This is a genomic window from Streptacidiphilus monticola (assembly GCF_042658505.1).
GTDB lineage: Bacteria > Actinomycetota > Actinomycetes > Streptomycetales > Streptomycetaceae > Streptacidiphilus > Streptacidiphilus monticola.
On record NZ_JBHSQJ010000036.1, the window covers coordinates 26,204 to 46,010 of the forward strand.

Sequence of the window (19,807 nt, forward strand, 5' to 3'; positions counted from 1 at the left end):
CGGTTTTCGGCCGCGTGTCGCACGATCATCTTGAAATCCCCCTATTGCTCATTTGTGTGCCGGTGAGCGGTCGCACGCCAGCGCCGCAGCATTCCCTCCGGCACTTCCTCCGCCGTCAGCGCGTAGACGAGGTGGTCCCGCCAGTCCCCGTCGATGTGCAGGTAACGCGGCCGCAGACCCTCCTCCCGGAAGCCGAGTTTCTCCGCCACCCGCCGGCTCGGCAGGTTCTCCGGGCGGACGCAGACCTCGATGCGGTGCAGGCCCATCTCGCGGAAGCAGTGGTCCACGGCGAGCGCGACCGCGGTGGGAATGATGCCGCGGCCGGCGAAGGACTCGTCCACCCAGTAGCCGATGTTGGCCGAGCACATCGAGCCCCAGGTGATCCCGCCGACCGTCAACTGGCCGACGAGACGGCCCTCGTAGGTGACGACGAAGGGCAGCATCCGCCCCGCCCGGGCCTCCTTGCGCAGGAAGCGCACCATCTGACGGTACGTCGGCCGCGGCCCCGACTGGCGGCCCGGACGGGGCGGCGGGACGGTGGCCTCCCAGCGCCGCAGCCAGTCCCGGTTGCGCAGGCTGACCTCCTGCCAGCCCCGCTCGTCCCGTACCCGGATCGGACGCAGCCCGACCGGCCCCTCCTGCAGCTCGACCGGCCAGAAGGCGTTCAGTGCCCGCCCCCTGACACCTCGTCAGCGGAGTCGGCGGAGTCGGCGGAGTCGGCGGAGTCGGCGGAGTCGGCGGAGTCAGCCGGTCCGGCCGGGGGCTCGGACGGCCCAGCCGCGGCCGGGGCGTCCGGACGGGGATGGTCCCCGCCGTTGACCTGGTCCACCGCGTGCGCCAGCAGCGGGCCCAGCACGGCCAGGCCGTCCTTCACCCCGCCGGTGGAACCGGGCAGGTTGACGATCAGGGTGCGCCCGGCCAGGCCCGCGAGGCCGCGCGAGAGCGCGGCGGTGGGAACGCCGTGAGCGGTGCCGTAGTTGCGGATCGCCTCGGCGATGCCGGGCACCGGGCGGTCGATGACCTGGGCGGTGGCCTCCGGCGTCAGGTCCATCGCGGTCAGGCCGGTGCCGCCGGTGGTCAGCACGACGTCGTAGGACTCGGCGACGGCGCCCTGGAGCGCGGCGAGCACGGGCTCCCCGTCCGGCACGACGACGGGGCCGTCGACGTGGAAGCCCAGCTCCCGCAGGCCGTCCGCGATCAGCGGTCCGCCCCGGTCCTCGTAGACGCCCGCGGCGGCCCGGTTGGAGACGGTGAGCACGAAGGCCCGGCGGTGGTCACTCATGGCCGACTCCGCCGAGCAGCTCGCCGCGGGTCCAGTCACCGCTCTTGCCACCGGTCTTGGACTCGACCTGCACCGCCTCGATCCGCGCCGTCTTGTCCACGGCCTTCACCATGTCGATCACGGTCAGCCCGGCGACCGCGACGGCGGTCAGCGCCTCCATCTCGACGCCGGTGCGGTCCGCGGTGCGGACCGTGGCGGAGATCTCGACGGCGTCGTCGGCGACGGCGAGGTCGACGGTCACCCCGGACAGGGCGATGGGGTGGCACAGCGGGACGAGGTCGGGCGTCCGCTTCGCTCCCATGATCCCGGCGATCCGCGCCACGGAGAGGGCGTCGCCCTTGGGCACGCCCTCACCCCGGAGCAGTTCGACGACGCGCGCGGACACGAGCACGCGGCCGCTGGCCGTGGCGGTGCGGACGGTCGTGGCCTTCCCGGACACGTCGACCATGCGGGCGGCTCCGCGCTCGTCGACGTGCGTGAGGCCTGGTCTCTCCCCGCTCACCTGTGCTCTCCCTCTTCCGTTCGGACGCGCGCACAGGCTACCGCCAACCGCGGACGAGGGCCCCCTGGCACGCGAGCGACCGCCGAAGGTCGGCGGGCACGGACAGGCGGCGGCGCGGGCTGAGGTCGTGTCAAGCGCGGTACCACGCGCCCGGCACCGCTACTCGGTGAGGAGCAAGACCTCGACGTCCTCGCCCGCGGCGACGTGCACGGTGGCTTCGGGGACCACCACCAGCGCGTTGGCCTGCGCCAGCGGGCCGACCAGGTGCGAGCCCGCACCGCCGACCGGGGTCGCCTCGCCGCGGTCCGCGTCCCACCGGGCGCGGGCGAACTGGCGCCTCCCCTCGGGGGAGTCGAGGTCCGCGGTGATCCGGGCCCGGACCGTGGGGCGGCGGACCTCCGCGGCTCCCAGCATCGTCAGGATCGCCGGGCGGACGAAGAGTTCGAACGACAGGTAGGCGCTGACCGGGTTGCCGGGCAGGGCGAACAGCGGCACCGTCCCGTCCAGCAGCCCGAAGCCCTGGGGCTTGCCCGGCTGCATCCGCAGTCGGCGGAAGGAGATCCGCTCACCGAGCGCCTCCTTGACCACGTCGTAGGCGCCGACGGAGACTCCGCCGCTGGTGACCACCAGGTCCGCGCGGACCAGCTGGTCCTCGATCACCTCGCGCAGCCGCGCCGGGTCGTCCGGGACCCCGCCGACCCGGTAGGCGATCGCGCCCGCGTCCCGGGCCGCCGCCGTCAGGGCGAAGGAGTTCGAGTCGGTGATCTGACCGGGGCCCACGGGGCTGCCGGGCTGGACGAGTTCGCTGCCCGTCGAGAGCACGACCACGCGGGGCCGCGGCCGGACCCGGACCGTGTCCCGGCCCACCGCCGCGTACAGCCCCAGCTGGGCGGGGCCGAGCCGGACGCCGGCCGGGAGCAGCGACTGGCCGCCGCGCACGTCGCCGCCGCGCCGCCGGACGAACGCGCCCGGCTCGGCGGGACGGAAGACCCGCACCTCGCCCGAGGACGCACCGGCGACCATCGCCGCCACCGCACCGCCGCCCGCGCCGCCGTCCGTCCACTCGACCGGGACCACCGCCTCCGCGCCGGGCGGCATCGGCGCGCCGGTCATGATCCGGGCGCACTGGCCCGGACCGATCACCGGCAGGTCGGACGCGCCCGCGGCCACGTCACCGACGACCGAGAGCACCGAGGGGTACTCGTCGCTCGCGCCCGCGAGGTCGGCGACCCGGACCGCGTAGCCGTCCATCGAGCTGTTGTCGAAGGGCGGCAGGTCCACCGAGGAGACCAGCTCATCGACTGTCAGGCAGCCCTGCGCGTCCAGCAGTTGCAGGTCGAGCGGCGGCAGCGGCCGGACGGTGGCCAGGATGTCGTCCAGGTGCTCGTCCACCGTCCACAGCCGGTCGGCCGCCGACTCGGTGCCGCACACGTCCATCAACCGCTCCCCCTGAGGCGCAGATTCTCAGCCGTCGATCTCGCCGTTGCCGACGAACTCCTTGAGCCAGGAGCGGAACTCCGGGCCCAGGTCCTCACGCTCGCACGCGAGCCGGACGATGGCACGCAGGTAGTCGCCCTTGTCGCCCGTGTCGTAGCGGCGGCCCTTGAAGATGACGCCGTGCACCGGACCGCCGCGGCCCGGGGTCCGCTGGGCCAGCACGCGCAGCGCGTCGGTCAGCTGGATCTCGCCGTTCTTGCCGGGCTGGGTCTCGTGCAGCACGTCGAAGACGCTGGGGTCGAGGACGTAGCGGCCGATCACCGCGTAGGTGCTCGGAGCCTCGCCGGGGGCGGGCTTCTCGACGAGGTCGGTGATCCGGACGACCTCCTCGCCCTCGCTGCCGTGCCACTCGGCCGGACGGACCGCCGCGCAGCCGTAGAGGTGGGCCAGCTCGGGCTCGACCTCGATCAGGGCGACGACGCTGCCGCCCAGCTCGCGCTGGACGGTGATCATCTGGGAGAGCAGCGGGTCGCGCGGGTCGATCAGGTCGTCGCCCAGCAGCACCGCGAAGGGCTGGTCGGCGACGTGCGGCTCGGCGCAGAGCACCGCGTGGCCGAGGCCCTTGGGGTCGCCCTGGCGCACGTAGTGCATGGTGGCGAGCTCGCTGGACTCGCGGACCCGGTCGAGCTTGGCCTGGTCGCCCTTGCGGGCGAGCTGCTCCTCGAGCTCGTAGGCCCGGTCGAAGTGGTCCTCCAGCGGCCGCTTGTTGCGCCCCGTGATCATCAGCACGTCGGTCAGCCCCGCGGAGGCGGCCTCCTCGACGACGTACTGGATGGCCGGCTTGTCGACCACCGGGAGCATCTCCTTCGGGGTGGCCTTGGTGGCCGGAAGGAACCGGGTTCCGAGGCCGGCGGCGGGGATGACCGCCTTGGTGATCCTGCGGGCGCTGGGTCTGGTCATGCGGACGACTTTACTGGGCCTTCGCTGTCCCTCAGGTGGCTCCTCTCTGCAAGGGAGCTGTCAACGGCCTTCAAGAGCAGCGCCGAGTGGGATCCGTCACCCGGCATGACCGCGATGCCGACCCGGGCCCGCAGTCCGTTGTCCTTGGCCGGACCCGTGCCCTCGCCCGCGGGGACGGCGGGCAACGCGAGCGGGTGGCGGCGCACGGTCCAACTGAGCCGTTCGGCGACGGCCTCGGCGCCGGCCCGGTCCGTGTCCGGCAGGACGACCAGGAACTCCTCGCCCCCGTACCGCCCGAAGACGTCCTCGGCCCGCACCTCCATGGCGAGGCGCAGCGCCAGGTCCCGCAGCACCGAGCCGGCACGCTGGTGCCCGTACTCGCGACGCAGCGCCGCGAACCCGTCCACCTCCAGCAACAGCACGGCGACGCCCGGGAGTTGGGTACGGACCCGGCGGTCGTGCCGGGCCACCTCGCGGTCCAGGGCCAGCTGCAGGTAGCGGTAGTTCCACACCCCGGTGAGCGCGTCCGTGCAGGACGTGCGCTCCAGCTCCGCCCGGGCCGACTCCAGGCGCGCGACCTGCTGCCGCAGCGCACGCAGCTGTCGGCCGGAGCGGCGCCGGCCGCGGGCGAGCAGGTAGCAGCACCCGGCCGCCAGCAGCAGGGCCGGCACGCACAGCAGCGCCAGCGCGTCCTCGATGCCGTGCAGCATGCTTGCTCCTCCCCAGGGCCGGGCGGGACGGGTGCCGGGGTACCGTCCATCTGATGGTGAACGAGAAAGAGGCCCTGAGGTCACGGCTGCTGGCACGGCGCGCCGCGCTTTCCCCCGCGGAGCGGGAGGCGGCGGCGCTTGCGCTGTCCGCGCGAGCCCCCGAACTCCTCGCGGGCGCGCGGACGGTGGCCGCGTACGTCTCCCTGGGCAGCGAGCCCGGCACCCGCCCGCTGCTGGACCGGCTGCGGACGACGGGTGTGCGCGTGCTGCTGCCGGTGCTGCTGCCGGACAACGACCTCGACTGGGCCGAGTACACCGGCCCCGGGGCCCTGGCCCCCGCGCGCCTGGGCCTGCTGGAGCCGACCGGCCCCCGGCTCGGTGTGGACGCGGTGACCGCCGTGGACGCCGTCCTCCTGCCCGGCCTCGCCGTGGGCCCGCAGGGCCTGCGGCTGGGCCGCGGCGGCGGCAGCTACGACCGCGTCCTCGCCCGGCTCGGGCGCGCGGGCGCACACCCGCGCCTGATCACCCTCCTCTACGACGAGGAGCTCCTCCCCCACGTCCCGACCGAACCCCACGACGCCCCCGTCGACGCCGTCCTGACTCCCCGTCGGACGTTGCACTTCCCCTGAGCGGCGCGAGGCTGCAGACATCTGCGGCTCCGCCGAGCGGGCGCGACCGGCCCACCACTCGCGGAGGGTTCGTCCCGCACATGGGGCCGGACCTCCACGAATGGTGGGTCGCTCGCGCAGTTCCGCCCCCACCCTTCGGGCGGGAGCGCCCCAGCGCCCCTGACGGTCGCGCCGCCTGACGGCCGCGCCGCCTGATGGCGCGTCAGGTCACGGTGAGAGCGTCAGCTTGTCCTTGGTGGCGGCCGCGACAGCGGCCCGGCTGTAGGCCCACGGCAGCGTCTGCCCCGAGGCCCACAGGGGCGTCTGGTCGTTGTAGTGCGCGGCGTAGGCGTGGCCCGATGCTCCACCGATGTTGATCCAGTGCGACTTGTCGAGGTCGCTCAGGTCCACCACCATCCGCATCGAGGGCGCCTCGTCCACCTGGAAGCCCTGCGCCGCGTTCCAGCTCTCCGCGTCCACCGCCGCCGTCCCGCCCGAGAGGGCGTAGGGGCCGCGGTTCAGCAGAGTGTGGCCGATGCCGGAGAAGACCGACGAGTCGTCGCTGCCGATCGTGCGCTCCTTGAGCTCCAGCGTGTGCACGCGCCCCCAGCTCCAGCCGCTGATGTCCTTGCCCATCAGGGAGGTCAGCAGCTTGCGGCCCTCGACCAGGGCCTGGGCCAGCACGCTGTCCCGGCCGTGGTAGGTGTCGCCGAGGCTGTTGGTCCAGCTCCACCAGTCGTTGTTGGGGTCCTTCAGCAGCTGGGCGACCACCGCCGTCCAGCGGTCCCCGCCGTCGGGCTGGGCGTTGCTGCCGTCGCGCAGGCCGCAGACCTTCTCCCGCTTCGGCTTGCCGTTGACGTCGTCCGCGGGAACGGCGGCCGTGCCCTCGGGGACGACCATGATGCAGTCGGAGGTGGCCCGCAGCGCCGCCGGGAACTTCTGGTCGAAGGCGAGCTTGAGCAGCTGGTCCCAGACGGCGTTGTAGTACGCGGCCGCCGCCGAGTCGGAGTCCTGCTGGAAGTCCCAGTCCTTGAGCAGGTTCTGCGCCTGGATGAAGTAGGGGTCCTTCAGCTTGATCTTCAGCAGGTAGGGCACCAGCGTGCGGGCGAAGACGCTGGTGTCGTCCTGCTGCATGGAGAGCATGTCCTCCGGCGAGATCCGCCCGAGGCCGCCGGCCAGCTTCTTCTGGATCATCGAAGAGATCTGCTCGGACCGGGTGCCGTACTCCCAGTCGTCGGTGATCAGGTAGGGGTAACTCCCGTCCACCACGGCCTGGTTGGCGGTGACGATGTAACCCGAGGCCGGGTCCTCGGTCCAGGGCAGGGCCTGCGGGGGCACTCGGCCCTTCCACTTGTAGGCGGAGGTCCAGCCCGGCATCGGGTAGGTGCCGTCGTCGCCCTTGGCCCGGATCGGGATCCAGCCGGGCATCTGGTAGCCGATGTGGCCCTTGGTGTCGGCGTAGATCATGTTCTGCGCGGGGACCGCGAAGTCCTGTGCCGCCTTGCGGAACTGACTGAAGTCCGTCGCCCGGTCGATCTCGAAGACCGCGTCCATGGTGTTGTTCGGGTCCAGCGCCGTCCACCGCAGCGCGATGGCGTAGCCGGCCCCCCGCGGAGCCGCGGTGCCCGAGACGGGGGCGTTCCTGCCCACCGTCTGCTGCTCGGTCGAGTGGTCCGAGATGATCGGCATGCCGTCCTGGGTGGCCCGGACGGTGATGGTCTGGTCGCTCCCGCCCGCCACCTGGATGGTCTCCTGGTGGGTGACGAACCTGGTGTCCTTGCCGTCGTAGAGGTACGTGTCCGGGCTGGTCACCTGCTCCAGGTAGAGGTCCTGGACGTCGGCCCCGACATTGGTGAAGCCCCAGGAGATCGTCTGGTTGTGCCCGATGACCACGCCGGGCATGCCGGGGAAGGTGAAACCGCTGACGTCGTACGGGCATGCCGTGCTCAGGCTGTTGCAGTGCAGGCCCATCTGGTACCAGATGGACGGCAGCGCGGGGGTCAGGTGCGGGTCGTTGGCCAGCAACGGCTTGCCGGTGGTGGTGTACTTCCCGGACACCACCCAGGAGTTGGACCCGATGCCGGTGCTGCCCGCGGTGCCGAGCAGGGCGGGGATCTTCTCCAGGTTGGCGGCCAGCGCCTGGGCGGCCTGGGTGGCGCCGTCGGTCGGCCGGCTCGCGCTCTTCGCGGAGCTGACGCCCTGCCAGGAGGCCTGCGTGGCGGTGTTCTTCCCACCCGACGCGCCCGCTCCGGAGTCGGCAGGCTGGTAGGCGCCGCCGGTCACCTTGCCGGTCTGCAGGATGGTGCCCTTGTCCGCGTAGGGGTACGCCGGGTACAGCTCGTCGATCTGCTCGCGGCTGAAGCTGCCGGAGAGGATCGAACGGTCCACCTCCTGCTGCAGGTTGCCGCTGAGGTCCCAGGCCATGGCCTTGAGCCAGGACAGGGTGTCGACCGGGGTCCACTTGGCCGGCGTGTAGCCGCTGTGGGCCACGCCGAGCAGCGCGTACTCCAGCGAGGCCCCGGCCCCGCCCGGGTGCTGGTCGAGCCAGGCGTTCACGCCGTCCGAGTACGCCTGCAGGTACTTGCGGGTGTCCGGGGCGAGCAGCGTCGGGTCGTTCCACTCCTTCTGCGCGACCGCGTGCCAGCCCATGGTGCGGATGAACGCGTCTGTCTCCACCTGTCCCGAGCCGAACATCGAGGAGAGGGTGCCCGCGGTGACGTGGCGGTCGACGTCCATCTGCCAGAAGCGGTCCTGCGCCTGGACGTAGCCCTGCGCCCGGTACAGGTCCTCGGGGGTGTCCGCGTAGATCTGCGGGATGCCCTTGTCGTCGCGCAGCACCTGGACCGGAGCCGAGAGCCCGGTCAGCTTGAGGGTGCCGGTGGTCTGTGCGAAGGAGGACTGCACGGTCCTGACGCCCAGCCAGCCGCCCAGCCCGACGCCCGCGACCAGCAGCAGCACGACGAGGAGGACCAGCAGACGAAGGCGCCGGAACTTCTTCTTGGAGCGGGGCATCAGGGTCCTTGGTAGGGGCTCGGCTCGACCGCGACTGGCTGGTGCCGCGCGAAGCGGCGGTGCTGACGCTAACACCCGAACCGGAATGCTCGTGCCCCGGTGCAGCCCGGACCGGCCTCCCCTGTTCGGAGTAATTAAAGGGACGGTAAAATGATCCACGAGGAAACGATCCGCTTCGGGTCCGCGCCCTGACGGGGCGTCATGCCCGTTGCCCCTGCTGCTTTCCCGTCCGGCTGCACAGGAGGTGCCCCTGCGTGACCGTCCACCGGCTCGACCTGCTCCTGCTGATGTTCTCCCTGGTGCTGCTGGTAGCGGTCACTGCGGTGCGGCTCTCGTCGCGCAGCGGGCTCCCCAGCCTGCTGCTCTACCTGGGCATCGGCATCGCGCTGGGCCAGGACGGCCTCGGCGTCGGCTTCGACAACGCACGGCTCACCCAGGTGCTGGGCTACGCGGCCCTGGTGGTGATCCTGGCGGAGGGCGGCCTGGGCACCCGCTGGCAGGCGATCCGCCCGGCGGTGCCCGCCGCCGCGGTCCTGGCCACGGTCGGCACCGCGGTCAGCGTCGGGGTGACCGCGGTCGGCGCGCACTTCCTGGTCGGCACCGACTGGCGGCTCTCGCTGCTGCTGGGCGCCGTGGTCTCGTCCACGGACGCGGCGGCGGTCTTCTCCGTCCTGCGTCGGGTGCCGCTGCCGGGCAGGCTGTCCGGCCTGCTCGAGGCGGAGTCCGGCTTCAACGACGCCCCGGTGGTCATCCTGGTCGTCGCGTTCGCCACCGCGGGACCGATCGAGAGCTGGTACGGACTGCTCGGCACGGTCGTCTTCGAACTCGCGGCGGGCCTCGCCATCGGTCTCGCGGTCGGCTGGCTGGGCGCCCTGGCGCTGCGTCAGGTGGCGCTGCCCTCGTCGGGCCTGTACCCGATCGCGGTGGTCGCGCTCACGATCCTCGCCTACGCGGGCGGCGCACTGCTGCACGGCTCCGGCTTCCTCGCCGTCTACGTGTCCGCCCTGATCCTGGGCAACGCCCGGCTTCCCCACGGCCAGGCGACCCGGGGCTTCGCCGAGGGGCTGGCCTGGATCGCGCAGATCAGCATGTTCGTGCTGCTCGGCCTGCTGGCCAATCCGCACACGATGGCCGACGCGGTGGTCCCGGCGATCGTGGTCGGCCTGGTGCTGGTGCTGGTCGCCCGGCCGCTGTCGGTGGTCCTGTCGCTGACGCCCTTCCGCTGGGGCTGGCGCGACCAGGCGCTCGCCAGCTGGGCCGGCCTGCGCGGGGCGGTGCCGATCGTGCTGGCCACGATCCCGGTGGTCAGCCGGGTCACGGGCGCGGAGCGGCTGTTCAACACGGTCTTCCTGCTCGTGGTGGTGTTCACCCTGGTCCAGGGGCCGACGCTGCCGTGGGTGGCGGAGCGGCTGGGCTTCTCCTCCTCGGGCCGGGCGAGCGACCTGGAGGTCGAGTCCGCCCCGCTGGACCGCCTGCACGGGCACCTGCTCTCGGTCTCGGTCGGCCCCGGCTCACGGCTCGCGGGGGTGGAGGTCAGCGAGCTGCGCCTGCCCAAGGGCGCGGCGGTGACCCTGGTCGTCCGGGACGGCGCGAGCTTCGTCCCCGGCCCGACGACGGTGCTCAGGGCGGCGGACGACCTGCTGGTGGTCACCACGGACGAGGTCCGCGACCGCGCCGAGCGGCGCCTGCGCGCCGTGGACCGCGGCGGCAAGCTGGCCGGCTGGCTGGGGCAGCGCCAGGAGTACTGAGCCTCACACCGGGGTTGGTGGACTTATCGGCCCGGCATACAGCATCATTGGTAGGCGTTAGCACTCATTAGGCGAGAGTGCCAGGAGGAAGATCAAGTGCCTACGTACCAGTACCAGTGCACCGCGTGCGGCCACGGCTTCGAGGCTGTGCAGAAGTTCAGCGACGCCGCGCTGACCACCTGCCCCGAGTGCGAGGGCGCGCTGCGCAAGGTCTTCTCCGCGGCGGCCGTGGTCTTCAAGGGCTCCGGCTTCTACCGGACCGACAGCCGCGGCTCCTCCTCTTCCACGGCCTCGACTGCGTCGAGCTCCTCGTCGTCTTCCTCCTCGGGCTCCGGCTCCGCCGCCTGAGCCCCCTCAGGGGCGCGGGAAGCTGCGCGACCAGCCCACCACTTGAGGGAGGTCCGTCCCCGATCAACGGGTCGAACCTCCGCGAGTGGTGGGCTGGTCGCGGTGGGGGATCCTCCCGCCCGAAGGGGCGGTGGAGACACCTCCCGTCCGAAGGGCGGTGGGGGCACCTCCCGCGCGAAGGGTGGGGGATCCTCGCGCCCCTGAGGGGCTGCATGCACAGGTCGGGAGTTATCCACAGGTCTGAGGTTCATCCGGGACATCGCCCGCTCTCCGCGGGAGCGTTGTGGGCGCAAGCCGCAACCAGCCACGGAGGTCGGCAAGATGTCCCACGCCTCGTACTCGTCCGTCCCGCCCACGCGAGTGGTCGCGGCCTTTCCCCCGATCCTCGCGGGGACGGGCCGGCACCGGCTTCCGCCGCCCCTCCGGCGGCCCGGGCCGGTCGCCACCGGGCTGCTCGTCGCGGCCACCACGCTGGCCCTCGGCGCACTGCGTCCCGTCAACTCCGGGGCGAGCGCGGCACCCCCCGGTTCGAGTGAAGTCAGAGCGCTGGACGGCGCGCACTCCGCCCCCGCGCCGGGGGCATCCCCGCTGCTCGCGGACGTGCCCCGGGGCCGTACTCGCCCGAACGGGTGAGCCGCGCATGGGTCCGGTCGCCCGGCGTCGCGCGGCTAGGTTCCGGCGCCATGAAGGGCTTCAAAGCATTCCTCATGCGAGGCAACGTCATCGACCTCGCCGTCGCCGTCGTGATCGGCGCCGCGTTCACCAACATCGTGAACTCGGTCGTCAGCGGCGTCATCAACCCCATCGTCGGCGCCTTCGGCACCCAGGACCTCAACGCCTACACGTCCTGCCTGAAGGGCCCGTGCACCGCGGACAGCGGCATTCTGATCAAGTGGGGCGCCGTGCTCGGCGCGGGCCTGCAGTTCCTGATCACTGCCGCGGTGGTCTACTTCTGCATGGTGCTGCCGATGAACCACCTGCTGAACCGCCGCAAGAAGGAAGAGGTCCCGGTGGAGATCCCCAAGCCGGCCGAGGAGCCGAAGGACGTCCAACTGCTCAGCGAGATCCGGGACCTGCTGGCCCGTCAGAGCTGAACCCGTCGGCGCCGAAACCCTCGGAGCGGGGCCCGGAGCGGTCGCGCCGCTCGTGCTACTCGCCGTGGTGGGGCGGGGTCTCGCGGAGGTACCAGTCCAGGTCGCGGACCGGGGCCTCGCGCTCGCCCCACCCGGCGTCGGTGTCGTCGCTCGTCGCCTGCTCCAGCAGGTCGTCGAAGACGATCTCGTGCTTTCCGTCCCTACTCATGCCGCCAAGCCTAGGCGGCCTCGAAGCCGGCGTGGTCGGCGATCCGCCGCAGCTCCGCCAGGGCGTGCTTCTCGATCTGGCGGATCCGTTCGCGAGTCAGGCCGTGCTGCTTGCCCACCTCGGTCAGCGTGCGCTCGCGGCCGTCCTCCATGCCGTAGCGGGAGCGGATGATCGAGGCGGTCCGGTCGTCGAGCCGGTCGATCAGGCTGTCCAACTCCTCGCGGCGGAGCATCACCAGCACCGCGTCCTCCGGGGAGGTCGCGCCGGTGTCCTCGACCAGGTCGCCGAACTGGGTCTCGCCCTCGTCGTCGACGGTCATGTTGAGGCTGACCGGGTCGCGGGCCCAGTCGAGCACGTCCTTGATCCGCTCCTCGGTGGTGTCCAGCTCGGCCGCCACCTCGGCGGGCTCGGCCTCACGGCCCAGTTCCTTGGACTTCTCCCGCTGCACCCGCCGGATCCGGCCCAGCTCCTCCACCAGGTGGACGGGGAGCCGGATGGTCCGCGACTGGTCCGCGATGGAGCGGGTGATCGCCTGCCGGATCCACCAGGTCGCATAGGTGGAGAACTTGAAGCCCTTGTTGAAGTCGAACTTCTCCACGGCGCGCACCAGGCCGGCGTTGCCCTCCTGGATCAGGTCCAGCAGGGGAAGGCCGCTGCGCGGGTAGCGGCGGGCCACCGCCACCACGAGGCGGAGGTTGGAACGGATGAAGACGTCCTTGGCGCGCTCGCCGTCGGCGGCTATCGCGCGCAGTTCCTCCTCGGTCGCCCCAGCTGCGGTGTCGCCCTCGTCCAGCAGGTACTGGGCGAAGACCCCTGCCTCGATGCGGGTCGACAGCTCGACCTCCTGCGCGGCGTCGAGCAGCGGGGTACGGGCGATCTCGTCGAGGTAGATGCCGACGAGGTCACGGTCGGCCTCACCGTTGCTGGGCCGCGCAGAACGGGCGCGGTCGGCCTTGTCGCGGACGACGGCACGGGTTGCCATGGGCTTCGTTCCCTCCGGTCAGCTGCGGGGCCTGGGAGGCACCGCCTGGGTCTGGCTTTCATAACGATCCAACGAACACCCCCCAGAAAACATTCCCAAACCGGTGATTTTCTCCCGCACTCGCAGTAGGCTGACGAGTTTTGCCTTCGATCCGAGCCCTGCGTGGTCACTCGGTCACGTTCGGCTCCAGGGCGGGCCGCACTGCCCGGTCCGTCATTACCTGGGACGATTGTCCGCCTCGGTCCAGTTCCCCGCGCGGGGACGCGCACCACGGGAAAGGCGGGGTCGGTGAGGCTCAGGGCGGCGCTGACGGCGGTGGTCTGCCTGGCGCTCTTCGGAGTGCTGCTGGGGCTGGTGGAGTCCCGTTGGGGTCCGCTGCTGCGCCTCGACCAACGCACCGAGTCCGGGCTGCATTCCTTCGCGGAGGCACACACGTTCTGGAGCGCGGTGCAGCGCATGGTCTCGGCCTTGCTCTCCCCCACGGCGCTGCGGATCACCGCCGCCCTGGTGGTCCTGTGGCTCTGGTGGCGGGGGGCGCGCCTGGCGGCGCTGTGGGTGGCCCTGGTGACGGCCTGTCAGGCCGCCCTGGAGATCGGCGTCAAGGATGCCGTGGCCCGGCCCCGTCCCGCGTACGGGCACCCGGTGACCACGGCCACCGGCTGGTCCTTCCCGTCCGGGCACGCGATGACGGCGGCCACCGTGCTGACCTTGTTCGCCCTGCTGCTGCTTCCCCACGCACGCGGCCGCACCGCCCGGTGGGCCCTGCTGGGCGCGGCCGCACTGCTGGTGCTGCTGGTCAGCTGGAGCCGGCTGGCCCTGGCCGTGCACTGGCCCAGCGACGTGCTCGGGGCGTGGCTGCTGGCCCGGGCGCTGCTCGGCGCGGTGACCGCCGCCTTCGACTTCGTCCGCCCGGGCCGCAGGGCGGCCGAGACGGCCGCCCTGCACCTGCGCTCCTCCCGCCGCGTCCAGCCCGACCGCGCCGAGGACGGCAGCAGGACCACGGCGGACTGACGCGACTCGGCACCGCCGCAACCCCGTACCGCCGGGACCCGGTGCTGCCGAACCCGGTGCCGGCGCCGCTCAGTACTGGCGTCCGGCGAACCGCCGCGCGAAGCCGTCGCCGACGTTCGCCGTCACCGTGTAGTCGTACCGGCCCGCGGCGCTGCCCAGCGTCAGGGTGGACGAGCCGCCCGCCGCGACGGTGACGGTTCGGACGCTGCCGCCGCTCGCGCCCTGGGCCTGGTTGACGCCGACCGTGAAGACGCACGCGACCGAGCCGGCGTTGGTCAGGTGGAGCGTCTGGGTCGCACCGTCCGCGTTGTCGACGACGTACGCCTCGGGGTGCGCCTTGGCGGTCCAGGTGCGCACGTCGCCTTGGAAGCCGCGGAGGTAGCCGTCGGGGCCGTGCAGGTCGATGTCGTAGCGGCCGCCGCCGTAGGTCAGCGCACTGAAGTAGTCGGAGATGCTGCCGCCGGTCGGCAGGGTGTACCGCCATGCCTGGAACGTCCGGTAGTTGACGGTGTAGGCGGAGAACCCGCCGCCCAGGGCCCCGTTGTTGACGGTCTTGAACCAGAAGCGGTTGGTCGACGTGTCGGTCCACGAGGTGGTGTCGAAGCGGTACCCGATCCGCTGGTAGGGGCGGTCCCCCGACTCCTGCCCGGGCATCGGGGACGAGCTCGGCGCGGTCGCGGCCGGCAGCGAGTCCTCGGCGTCGGCCGCCGCGACCAGCGGGGCCGTGGCGGGCAACGTCGTCGGGAACGCGGCCGTGCCCGCGTTGAAGTCGAAGGCCGAGGTGAGGTCGCCGCAGACGCTGCGCCGCCAGGCGGAGATGTGCGGCTCGGCCACCCCCGTCCACGCCTCGACGAAGCGCAGCACCGACGTGTGGTCGAAGGTCTCGGAGCAGACCCGGCCGCCGGTGGACCAGGGCGAGATCACGGTCATCGGCACCCGCGGACCGAGCCCGATCGGGGTGCCGCCGATGAACTCGTCCGCCGTTCCGGACGGGGGCACCGGCGGGACGACGTGGTCGAAGAAGCCGTCGTTCTCGTCGTAGTTGAGGAAGACGACCGTCCTCGCCCAGACGTCCGGGTGGGCGGCGAGCGCGTTCAGGATCCCGGCCGCGTAGTCCGCGCCGTAGGCAGGGGGGTAGGCCGGGTGCTCGGACTTGGACGCCGGGGCGACCACCCAGGACACCGCGGGGAGAGTGCCGTTGGCGACGTCGGCGGCGAAGTCGGCGACCGAGTTCGTGGAGCGGGCCATCCCGCGCACGTACAGCGGGTCGCCGGCGGAGAGGTTCTTGAACTGGGTGAACCAGGCCAGCGGGTTGTCGTCGTAGTTGTCCGCCTCCTGGTAGATCTTCCAGGAGATACCGGCCGCCTGCAGCCGCTCCGGGTAGGTGGTCCAGCTGTAGCCCTTCTCGCTGTTGTCGGTGACCGGACCGCCGGCCGTCCCGTTCGGGTCGATCCAACCGGTCCACTGGTAGAGGCGGTTGGGGTTGGTCGGCCCCTGCACCGAGCAGAAGTAGGAGTCGCACAGGGTGAACGCGTCGGCCAGCGCGTACTGCCACGGGATGTCGGCACGCGTGTAGTAGCCCATGGTCTTGCTGGTCTTGGCGGGGATCCAGTTGTCGTACTTCCCGCTGTCCCACGCGGAGTGGGTACCGGACCAGGAGTGGTCCAGGTCGGAGATCCGCTGCGCGTCCGTGGTCGAGGTGTCGAGGTGCCAGGGGTGCAGCACGCTGCCGCCGGACGGGCCGTTGGTGGTCTGCGCGAAGACGTCACTGCCGCCCGGGAAGCGCAGCTTGGAGGTGTCCGCGAAGCCGCGCACGCCGGACAGGCTGCCGTAGTAGTGGTCGAACGAGCGGTTCTCCTGCATGAAGATGACGACGTGTCCGACCGAGCTCAGGCTGCCCGAGGAGGCGGCGGCGCTGTCGGCGGCGCGGGCCAGCACGGGGGCCAGCACGTTGGCGCCGAGCGCAGCGGCGGTGGCGGCGCCGGCGCCCAGGAAGGTGCGGCGGGTTACGGGTGTCATCGGGTGTCCTCCGGAGGAGACGGCGGAGTGTCGGCCGCGCAACAGGTTCCTGACGCGCCGTCACCACCGCCCCCTGCCGGAGGTGGCGAGGGCATGAACGCTTCACAAATCCTGGACTGGACCCGTTGCCAAACCGTTATCTACCCCTCGAAGAGCTGCCGCCCTCTCAACTCCTCGTCAACCTCCCGGAATTGAAGACGCTCCAGCGCTCCAGCGCATCAGCGCATCAGCGCTCCAGCTCATCAGCGGGAAGCGCACCACCGTGGCCAGCGCGTTCGCGACCACGGCGGCGGTCAGTCGACGCAGCGCCAGGACGCTGCCGAGGTGGGCCGAGGCGGAGCCGACGCCGACGCCGACGCCGGCCCGGACGCCCGCGTCGGGCCGTGTCGTCCGGATGAGTTCCCGACGACGCGCCCGCAGCGGAAGAACCTTGGTCGTACAGCTGTGCAACTTCCGGCGTCAACAACGTGCCGTTCCCGTCACGGAATCCGGAAATCCCGCGCAATCAGGGAGTTGACCTGCGGTGATCCCCCGAATGGGCAGCTCCCGGGCATCGTGAATCCTTACCTTGCTCCACAGGTGAACCGTTAATGTGCTCCAGACACCGTCCGGAGATACCGCCGTGGAGCAACCGTGTCCGACTCCCTCCAGCTGCCCGAGGACTGGGCGGAGACCCCCGTCACTGTCGTCATGCCGACGTACAACGAGATCGGCAGCCTGGAGGCGACGGTGGAGCGGCTCATGGAGCTGCCACTGCCGGGACTGCATCTGAAGATCGTCGACGACAACAGTCCTGATGGCACAGGCGAGTTGGCGGAGAAGCTGGCCGAGCGCCACCGGCAGCACGGCAAGCCCCGGATCAGCGTCCTGCACCGCACGGCGAAGGACGGCCTCGGCCGCGCCTACGCCGCGGGCATGGCCCTCGCGGTGGAGGAGGGCGCCCACTTCGTGATCCAGATGGACGCCGACGGCAGCCACCCGGCGAGCGCGGTCCCGCAGATGATCGGCACCGCCCTGTCCACCGGAGCGGGCCTGGTCGTCGGCTCCCGCTACGTGCCGGGCGGCGAACTCGCGGAGGAGTGGGGCTGGCACCGCCGACTGCTCTCACGCTGGGCCAACGCCTATGCGGGGACCATCCTTTCGACCCGGGTCCGGGACATCACCGCGGGCTTCAACCTCTGGGACCGGTCCACGCTCGACGACGTCCGGCTGGACTCGCTGGAGAGCGCGGGCTACAGCTTCCAGGTGGAGCTCAAGTACCGCGCGGTCCGTGCCGGGCATGTCGCCGTGGAGATCCCCATCCGCTTCGAGGAGCGCCGCGCCGGCGCGTCCAAGATGAGCTTCGCGGTCCAGCTCGAGTCCGCCCTCGTCCCCTGGCGCCTCCGCCTCCGCAACAGGTAGCCGCCCCGCAGGGTGCGGGGCGGCAGACACGTGCGGCTCCGCCGGGTGGGCGCGACCAGCCCACCGCCCACGGGGGTTCGACCCTGACCGCAGGACGGACGTCCCCGGGGTGGCGGCTTGCTCGTGCTGGGGGCACCTCCCGTCGTGCTGGGGGCACCTCCCGTCCGAAGGCGGATGATGCCCCGTGCCCCCTACGGGGTGCAGCTGAAGGTGCGGCGATAGGAGCTCGGTGAGACTCCGAGCTCTGCCTGGAAGTGGGCGCGCATCGACGCGCCTGAGCCGAAGCCGCAGACGCGGGCGATGTGATCCACCGTCAGGTCCGTTCCCTCCAGCAGGCGGCGCGCATGCGCCGTCCGCTGGCGGACGAGCCACTGGCCCGGGCTCAGACCGGTCTCCTCGCGGAAGCGCCGCGTGAACGTCCGCACGCTCATCCCGCACCGTCCTGCCAACTCGCGCAGGCTCGGCGAGGCGTCCAGCGAGTCCAGCGCCCACTCCCGGGCCGGGGCCGTCGTCGCCCCGCCGCGCTCCGGGACCGGCAGGTCCACGTACTGCGCCTGCCCGCCGTCCCGCCAGGGCGGGACGACGCAGCGGCGGGCCACGTAGTTGGCCACCGCGCTGCCGTGGTCGCGGCGGATGACGTGCATGCACAGGTCGACGCCGGCGGCGACGCCGCCCGAGCTCAGCACGTCGCCGTCGTCGACGAAGAGCACGTCCGGGTCCACCCGCACCTGCGGGAAGAGCGCCCGGAAGCGGTCCGTGTGCATCCAGTGCGTGGTCGCCGCGCGGCCGTCCAGCAGGCCCGCCGCCGCCAGGACGAAGGCGCCGGTGCAGATCGACAGCAGGCGGGTGCCCGGGCGGATCCGCGCCAGCGCCGCGTGCACCTCCGCCGGGAGCCGACCCGCCGTCAACTCCGGGCCCGGGGCCGGGACCACGACCGTGTCCGCCTCCGCGAGCAGCTCGGGGCCGTGGTCCACCACGACCCGGAAGTCCGCGCTGGTGCGCACCGGCCCGCCGTCGACGCTGCAGGTGCGGACCCGGTAGAGGGGTGCCTCCCCCGGCGGCCGAGTGGACTCGAACAGCCGGGAGGGCGTGGCGAGTTCGAAGGCGATGACGCCGTCCAGGGCAAGGACGGCCACCTGGTGCTGTGGCATCCGCCCACTGTCCCTGCTGGCCCGATCCTTGCGCAAGCTGTCCCTCGGGCCACTCGCCGCGCCGTCAGAGGGCCCGGGATCATCCTCGGGTGACCCACGAGCAGACCGCCCTCCGCCCCGCGCCCGCACCGGTCCCGGCCGGCCCGCGGCTCCACTACGCCTGGATCGTCGCCGCCGTCGCGCTGCTGGTGCTCGTCGGCGCGGCCGGGTTCCGCTCGGTGCCGGCGCTGCTCACCGAGCCGCTGCACCACGAGCTCGGCTGGTCCCACGGGGTCATCGCCTCCGCCGTCTCCGTCAACATGGTCCTGAACGGGCTCACCGCCCCCTTCGCCGCCGCGCTGATGGACCGGTTCGGCATCCGGGCCGTGGTCGCGGCGGCACTGGCGCTGATGGCGCTGGGAGCGGGGGCGACCCTCGTCATGACCCAGCCGTGGCAACTGGTGCTCTGCTGGGGCGTGTTGGTCGGTATCGGCAGCGGGTCGATGGCGATGGCCTTCTCGGCGACGGTGAGCGGCCGGTGGTTCGTCGCCCGGCGCGGGCTGGTGACCGGCATCCTCACCGCGGCGAGCGCGGCCGGGAACCTGGTGTTCCTGCCGCTGCTGGCCTGGCTGATCCAGCAGTACGGATGGAAGTCCGCGTCGGCGGCGGTGGCGCTGGCGGCCCTCGCGGTGGTTCCGGTGGTGGCCCTGCTGATGCGCGAACGCCCGGCGGAACTGGGCCTGTTGCCCTACGGCGCGCCTCCCGACTACACCGAGCCGGCGCCCGAGCCCGGCAAGGGCCTGCGGGCGCTGCGGGCCCTGGGGCGCGCGGCGCGGACCCGCGCGTTCTGGCTGCTCTTCGGCTCCTTCGCGATCTGCGGCGCGACCACCAACGGCCTGGTCGGCACCGATTTCATCCCGGCGGCCGGGGACCACGGCATGGCCGAGACCACGGCGGCCGGCCTGCTGGCCCTGGTCGGCGTCTTCGACGTGGTGGGCACGGTCTTCTCCGGCTGGCTCACCGACCGGGTCGACTCGCGCCGCCTGCTCGGCTGCTACTACCTGCTGCGGGGCGCCTCACTGCTGCTGCTTCCCGTGCTGTTCGCGCGGACCGTGCACCCCAGCATGGTCGTGTTCGTCGTCTTCTACGGCCTGGACTGGGTGGCGACCGTCCCGCCCACGGTGGCGCTGTGCCGGGAGTGGTTCGACGAGGACGCGCCGATCGTCTTCGGCTGGGTCCTGTGCGGCCACCAGGCCGGTGCGGCGCTGATCGCCTTCGCGGCGGGCGTGGTGCGGGACTCCGTCGGCAGCTACGACCCGATCTGGCTCGCCGCCGGCGCGCTCTGCGCGCTGGCG

The 19,807-nt window shown here is 72.3% G+C and carries 20 protein-coding genes; 8 read left to right on the forward strand and 12 right to left on the reverse strand.

What is annotated here, in order from left to right:
- Positions 1 to 41: 41 nt before the first annotated feature.
- From ACFP3V_RS10290 to ACFP3V_RS10315, 6 genes are all read right to left on the reverse strand, one after another.
- Positions 42 to 668 (reverse strand): GNAT family N-acetyltransferase, encoded by a 627-nt coding sequence (locus ACFP3V_RS10290; RefSeq protein WP_380582237.1) that lies wholly within the window; start codon positions 666 to 668, stop codon positions 42 to 44.
- Positions 665 to 1,282, reverse strand: coding sequence for a MogA/MoaB family molybdenum cofactor biosynthesis protein (locus ACFP3V_RS10295; protein WP_380582205.1), 618 nt, complete (start codon positions 1,280 to 1,282; stop codon positions 665 to 667). Before ACFP3V_RS10295 ends, ACFP3V_RS10290 begins: the two co-directional genes overlap by 4 nt.
- Positions 1,275 to 1,730, reverse strand: a complete 456-nt coding sequence (gene moaC, locus ACFP3V_RS10300; protein ID WP_380582239.1) for a cyclic pyranopterin monophosphate synthase MoaC — start codon at positions 1,728 to 1,730, stop codon at positions 1,275 to 1,277. Before moaC ends, ACFP3V_RS10295 begins: the two co-directional genes overlap by 8 nt.
- A gap of 213 nt (positions 1,731 to 1,943) precedes the next feature.
- Positions 1,944 to 3,221, reverse strand: a complete 1,278-nt coding sequence (glp, locus tag ACFP3V_RS10305) for a molybdotransferase-like divisome protein Glp (protein ID WP_380582207.1) — start codon at positions 3,219 to 3,221, stop codon at positions 1,944 to 1,946.
- Positions 3,222 to 3,248: 27 nt separating this feature from the next.
- Positions 3,249 to 4,181 carry a UTP--glucose-1-phosphate uridylyltransferase gene (locus tag ACFP3V_RS10310; RefSeq protein ID WP_380582209.1) on the reverse strand — a complete coding sequence of 311 codons (933 nt, stop codon included), beginning with the start codon at positions 4,179 to 4,181 and terminating at the stop codon, positions 3,249 to 3,251.
- A complete protein-coding gene (locus tag ACFP3V_RS10315; RefSeq protein WP_380582211.1) occupies positions 4,178 to 4,891 on the reverse strand; it encodes a GGDEF domain-containing protein in 714 nt (237 codons plus the stop codon). The genes ACFP3V_RS10310 and ACFP3V_RS10315 overlap by 4 nt, the downstream gene beginning before the upstream one ends.
- Positions 4,892 to 4,944: 53 nt before the next feature.
- Between ACFP3V_RS10315 and ACFP3V_RS10320 the strand changes: the two genes are divergently transcribed.
- Positions 4,945 to 5,520 (forward strand): 5-formyltetrahydrofolate cyclo-ligase, encoded by a 576-nt coding sequence (locus tag ACFP3V_RS10320; RefSeq protein WP_380582213.1) that lies wholly within the window; start codon positions 4,945 to 4,947, stop codon positions 5,518 to 5,520.
- Between the two features lie 207 nt (positions 5,521 to 5,727).
- On the opposite strand, the gene ACFP3V_RS10325 is transcribed toward ACFP3V_RS10320, so the two are convergent.
- Positions 5,728 to 8,511 carry a penicillin acylase family protein gene (locus ACFP3V_RS10325; protein WP_380582215.1) on the reverse strand — a complete coding sequence of 928 codons (2,784 nt, stop codon included), beginning with the start codon at positions 8,509 to 8,511 and terminating at the stop codon, positions 5,728 to 5,730.
- A gap of 287 nt (positions 8,512 to 8,798) precedes the next feature.
- Here ACFP3V_RS10325 and ACFP3V_RS10330 point away from each other — a divergent pair, with 287 nt between their 5' ends.
- The 4 genes from ACFP3V_RS10330 to mscL all read left to right on the forward strand — a co-directional run bounded on the left by ACFP3V_RS10330 (position 8,799) and on the right by mscL (position 11,701).
- Complete coding sequence (locus ACFP3V_RS10330) at positions 8,799 to 10,259, forward strand: potassium/proton antiporter (RefSeq protein ID WP_380582241.1); 1,461 nt, start codon at positions 8,799 to 8,801, stop codon at positions 10,257 to 10,259.
- Between the two features lie 96 nt (positions 10,260 to 10,355).
- A complete protein-coding gene (locus ACFP3V_RS10335; protein ID WP_380582217.1) occupies positions 10,356 to 10,607 on the forward strand; it encodes an FmdB family zinc ribbon protein in 252 nt (83 codons plus the stop codon).
- A 321-nt stretch (positions 10,608 to 10,928) separates the two neighbouring features.
- Positions 10,929 to 11,240, forward strand: a complete 312-nt coding sequence (locus ACFP3V_RS10340) for a hypothetical protein (RefSeq protein WP_380582219.1) — start codon at positions 10,929 to 10,931, stop codon at positions 11,238 to 11,240.
- 50 nt (positions 11,241 to 11,290) lie between these two features.
- Positions 11,291 to 11,701 (forward strand): large conductance mechanosensitive channel protein MscL, encoded by a 411-nt coding sequence (gene mscL / locus ACFP3V_RS10345; protein WP_380582221.1) that lies wholly within the window; start codon positions 11,291 to 11,293, stop codon positions 11,699 to 11,701.
- Positions 11,702 to 11,756: 55 nt separating this feature from the next.
- Here mscL and ACFP3V_RS10350 read toward each other — a convergent pair whose 3' ends face one another.
- Positions 11,757 to 11,909: a hypothetical protein gene (locus ACFP3V_RS10350; protein ID WP_380582223.1), complete on the reverse strand. Its 153-nt coding sequence runs from the start codon at positions 11,907 to 11,909 to the stop codon at positions 11,757 to 11,759.
- A gap of 10 nt (positions 11,910 to 11,919) precedes the next feature.
- Positions 11,920 to 12,891, reverse strand: coding sequence for a sigma-70 family RNA polymerase sigma factor (locus ACFP3V_RS10355; protein WP_380582225.1), 972 nt, complete (start codon positions 12,889 to 12,891; stop codon positions 11,920 to 11,922).
- A gap of 288 nt (positions 12,892 to 13,179) precedes the next feature.
- Between ACFP3V_RS10355 and ACFP3V_RS10360 the strand changes: the two genes are divergently transcribed.
- Positions 13,180 to 13,902 carry a phosphatase PAP2 family protein gene (locus tag ACFP3V_RS10360; RefSeq protein WP_380582227.1) on the forward strand — a complete coding sequence of 241 codons (723 nt, stop codon included), beginning with the start codon at positions 13,180 to 13,182 and terminating at the stop codon, positions 13,900 to 13,902.
- A gap of 69 nt (positions 13,903 to 13,971) precedes the next feature.
- Here the strand turns inward: ACFP3V_RS10360 and ACFP3V_RS10365 are convergent, their stop codons facing one another.
- Both ACFP3V_RS10365 and ACFP3V_RS10370 read right to left on the reverse strand, forming a co-directional pair.
- A complete protein-coding gene (locus tag ACFP3V_RS10365) occupies positions 13,972 to 15,921 on the reverse strand; it encodes a phosphocholine-specific phospholipase C (RefSeq protein ID WP_380582229.1) in 1,950 nt (649 codons plus the stop codon).
- Positions 15,922 to 16,098: 177 nt separating this feature from the next.
- Entirely contained in the window at positions 16,099 to 16,371 is a 273-nt protein-coding gene (locus ACFP3V_RS10370) for a hypothetical protein (RefSeq protein WP_380582231.1), read from the reverse strand.
- Positions 16,372 to 16,611: 240 nt separating this feature from the next.
- On the opposite strand from ACFP3V_RS10370, the gene ACFP3V_RS10375 reads away from it, so the two are divergent.
- Complete coding sequence (locus ACFP3V_RS10375; protein ID WP_380582243.1) at positions 16,612 to 17,322, forward strand: polyprenol monophosphomannose synthase; 711 nt, start codon at positions 16,612 to 16,614, stop codon at positions 17,320 to 17,322.
- A gap of 191 nt (positions 17,323 to 17,513) precedes the next feature.
- Here the strand turns inward: ACFP3V_RS10375 and ACFP3V_RS10380 are convergent, their stop codons facing one another.
- Positions 17,514 to 18,473, reverse strand: coding sequence for a GlxA family transcriptional regulator (locus ACFP3V_RS10380; protein WP_380582233.1), 960 nt, complete (start codon positions 18,471 to 18,473; stop codon positions 17,514 to 17,516).
- 89 nt (positions 18,474 to 18,562) lie between these two features.
- Here ACFP3V_RS10380 and ACFP3V_RS10385 point away from each other — a divergent pair.
- Positions 18,563 to 19,807 (forward strand): MFS transporter (locus ACFP3V_RS10385; protein ID WP_380582235.1); only part of this gene is annotated, 1,245 nt, incomplete at its 3' end.